The 3533-nt window shown below is 39.1% G+C and carries 3 protein-coding genes and 1 pseudogene; all 4 read left to right on the top strand.

Annotation, left to right across the window (positions count from 1 at the left end):
• Window positions 1-123 precede the first annotated feature (123 nt).
• Window positions 124-1479: pseudogene (locus tag D5018_RS21000) on the top strand (AAA family ATPase); the annotation flags it as partial.
• Entirely contained in the window at window positions 1479-2279 is an 801-nt protein-coding gene (locus tag D5018_RS20995; protein WP_121840924.1) for a retron system putative HNH endonuclease, read from the top strand. The pseudogene D5018_RS21000 and the gene D5018_RS20995, both read left to right, overlap by 1 nt.
• Window positions 2280-2435: 156 nt before the next feature.
• Window positions 2436-2699: a site-specific integrase gene (locus tag D5018_RS20990; protein ID WP_243637488.1), complete on the top strand. Its 264-nt coding sequence runs from the start codon at window positions 2436-2438 to the stop codon at window positions 2697-2699.
• A gap of 57 nt (window positions 2700-2756) precedes the next feature.
• Window positions 2757-3533, top strand: a 777-nt coding sequence (locus tag D5018_RS20985) for an IS1634 family transposase (protein WP_121840923.1), incomplete at its 3' end; no start/stop codon positions are given.

Below are 3533 nucleotides of genomic sequence, written 5' to 3'. Positions count from 1 at the left end.
GTGATCAGAAAGTATGTTCAAGAACAGTTGGCAGAGTTAGACAAAAAAGAGAAAAGTGCAGATCAGCTTGGACTGTTCAAATAAAACTCGGTTGCTTGCGGCCGAGTTCCTTTATCATTACATAACATTGGGCGATTTAAAGAGCTTGAAGTTATGCTTGCTCCACACGGCAAGATAGACAGTAATGTAACTGTGTTTGTCGGTAATAACGGTTCAGGTAAAACATCTGTTCTACGCTCTTTAGCAACTTCATTAAGCTGGCTCGTAGCTCGTATTAGAACTGAGAAAGGTATTGGTAGCCAAATCCCCGAATTAGTAATTAACAATGAGCAAAATTCTGCAGCTGTTGATATCAATGTTTTTCAGCATACCTATGGGTATATAGAAGATGGCGACGCTGAAGCGTATGACGAAAACTATTTCTCATGGCGAATCGCAAAAACTCGCAAAGGTCGTAAAGGTAGTTTAAAAAGTGATTATTCCAGTTTATCTGCGTTAGCTGATCATTATCGAACGTCTCTATCTCAAAATGAAAAAACTAATTTACCTTTGGTAGCGTTTTACTCAGTAGAACGAGTCGTTATTGACATTCCCCTAAAAATCAAAGGAAAGCATAATTTTCAGCAACTTGATGGATATGACAATGCGCTGACTCAAGGTGTCGATTTTCGAAGGTTTTTTGAGTGGTATCGCAAACGTGAAGATACTCAAAATGAAGCCAGTATTGGGGAAGATGCCTTTGAGCAAATTAGAGAAATCTTAGGTAATGAAAGCAGTGACCAATGGAAACGTGTCGAAAAATTGCAAGAAGCTTCACGAGATATACAGCTGGCCGCCGTTCGCAATGCTATTGAAACATTTATGCCTGAATTTTCAAATCTAAGGGTGAGACGAAGACCTAGACTTCATATGTCTATTGACAAGAATGGTGAGCGTTTAGATGTCGCTCAACTATCTCAAGGTGAAAAATCACTGATGGCTCTGGTTGGTGATATTGCCAGACGACTGGCGATAATGAACCCTAGCTTGAAAAATCCTCTTGAAGGAGATGGCATTGTTTTAATTGATGAAGTTGATATGCACTTACACCCTGAGTGGCAACAGCTTGTCTTGCAAAATTTAGAGCAAACCTTCCCTAACATTCAATTTGTTGTTAGTACTCACAGCCCACAAGTACTCACGACCGTCAGAAAAGAGCAGATCATAAAACTAGAGAACGGTGAAATAGCTTCAATATTCGGCAGCACCTATGGAGAGCCTAGTAACTATGTTTTGAATCACTTGTTTGATGTCGAATCGAAGCCTCCTTTACAACATAGCGGCTTATTAGAAAGATATTACGTGTTAATTGAATCAGGGCTAGGCAAAGAAGAAGAAGCAAACACATTACGTGCTCAGCTTGAATCACAGCTTGGAAAATATCATTCCGACTTACAAAAAACAGATAGAATGCTTCAACGCAAGGAGCTCCTTGGTTAATGAGGTACATAAAAAAAAACAATGTTGGAACTATCAGAAGCTTAATCGAAGCACAAAACTCTCCACAAATGGGTGGGATACCTCAAACGTCATCAGAAGCCACTAAAGCATGGAAGCGATTTAGAGATGAAGGAGATAGACTTTTTCAAAAACTACTAGAAGAGCAATATGGCTTATGCTGCTACACAGAGCTAAATCTTGCATACTTCAAAGAGACTCATGATATTGGTTCTCATTTTGAGCATGAAAAAACCAAACACCTATATCCTCAAAAAACATTTGATGAAGCAAATTTGCTTCGGTGTGCTTTAGATAGCCAAGATCTTTCGAAGTATGCGGGGAAAGATAGATTTGGTGGACATTATAAAGACAGCAATAACTTATTAGCCTATGATCCCGCTTTGTTTATTTCACCACAATCGAAAAATTGTCGTGATTTTTTTGTCTACTTAGCTTCTGACGGTTCAATTCATCCAAAAGCAAGTCTTCCCCAAGCAGACAACCGCAAAGCTCAATACACTATTGATATACTTAATCTCAATGCTCCTTTCTTAAAGGCTGAGAGAAAGCGCTGGCTAGAAGAAATTACTGATGAACTGAATAAGCTAATGGATAAAAGCGCAGCAATAGCAGATTTAGAAAACCTTGCTGAGTGTGAACTGGCCTTAACAAACATCCCTCACCCAGAACTTAATGCGGCACCATTCCCTCAATTACGCTCATTTCATTCAGCTACTCGTGCCATATTTGGCGGGCTAGGTGAGAAGGTAATTCGTCAGAAATGCCCCCAAATTCGTTAAGCCATTTTAACATCTAAATTATCCGAAATATGCGAAATGTCGATTTGGAATTGTATATCGTCATCAATCACATACATTAATTATCATCTCTATACAGCAACAAAATAAGAAATATCAGATAGGCTTCGAGCACTTTTGTTCTAAATCGGAGTATCCATGTCAGTACGTAACTTGAAAGACGGCAGCAAGAAACCTTGGATTTGCGAGTGCTACCCAAATGGGCGTACAGAAAAGAGAATCCGAAAACGCTTTGCTACCAAAGGAGAAGCCCTGGCTTTTGAGCTTCATACGATGAAAGTTATTGATGATAAGCCTTGGCTGGGCGACAAAGTTGATAATCGCAGGCTGTCAGAACTAATAACAAGATGGCATGAACTTCATCAGACATTGATCAGAGCAATCTCAAAAAATTCTATTTAATATAAACGCCAAATTTTCAATGGTTTGATAAAATATCACTTCAAAATTGAGGTGAATATGAATATAGAAATCAAACGATTAGACCATCACGGTATTGTTGCAGGTGTTATTGAAGACTTAAAAATTGTCAGTCTTTTAGATCAGTATCTCCCCCAAGACGAAAAACAAGCAATCACTCCCGGAGAAGCCGTCAAGGGCATGATAATGAACGGATTAGGTTTTGCTAATCGGCCTTTATCACTTAGCCCTCAATTTTTCACAAACCTACCACTGGAACATTTATTCCGTGAAGGTGTTCAAGCCTCACATTTTAATCGCCACAAATTAGGTCGAACACTCGATCAGTGTTCTAATTTTGGTTGCGAAAGCTTATTCTCATTGGTCTCAGCTCAAGCTTGTGAACTTGAGCAAGTGGATTGTACCTTTCAATCCCTTGACACAACGAGTCATTCATTAACTGGGGAGTACAATTTTGATGATAAAGATAGCGATGAAAATGTCATTCAGATTACTCATGGACACAGCAAAGCTCATCGCCCCGATTTAAAACAAGTTGTGCAAGAAATCATTGTTAGCCAAGATGGAGGTATTCCACTGGCGTGTAAAAATTGGGATGGCAATAGCGCTGACACCGCTATTTTTAAAGCTCGAAGCAAAGCACTTGTTGATGTTTTTAAAAAGAGCCCTTCACCGAAATATCTCGTTGCTGACAGTAAGCTTTATCATCAAAAAAATGCTGAGTTTTTAGCTAAGATTGAATTCCTGACATTAGTTCCATCAACAATCTCTCTTGAAAAGTCGTCGGTAGCCAATGCTATTAACGCTAATCAATGG

Origin of the sequence: Parashewanella curva (assembly GCF_003675895.1) — a bacterium.
GTDB lineage: Bacteria > Pseudomonadota > Gammaproteobacteria > Enterobacterales > Shewanellaceae > Parashewanella > Parashewanella curva.
This window is presented reverse-complemented; position numbering and strand designations above follow the sequence as displayed.

Bases quoted from the DNA above. Each gene is read 5' to 3' on its own strand.
- D5018_RS20995 (WP_121840924.1), top strand. From the start codon at position 1,479: ATGAGGTACATAAAAAAAAACAATGTTGGAACTATCAGAAGCTTAATC.
- D5018_RS20990 (WP_243637488.1), top strand. From the start codon at position 2,436: ATGTCAGTACGTAACTTGAAAGACGGCAGCAAGAAACCTTGGATTTGC.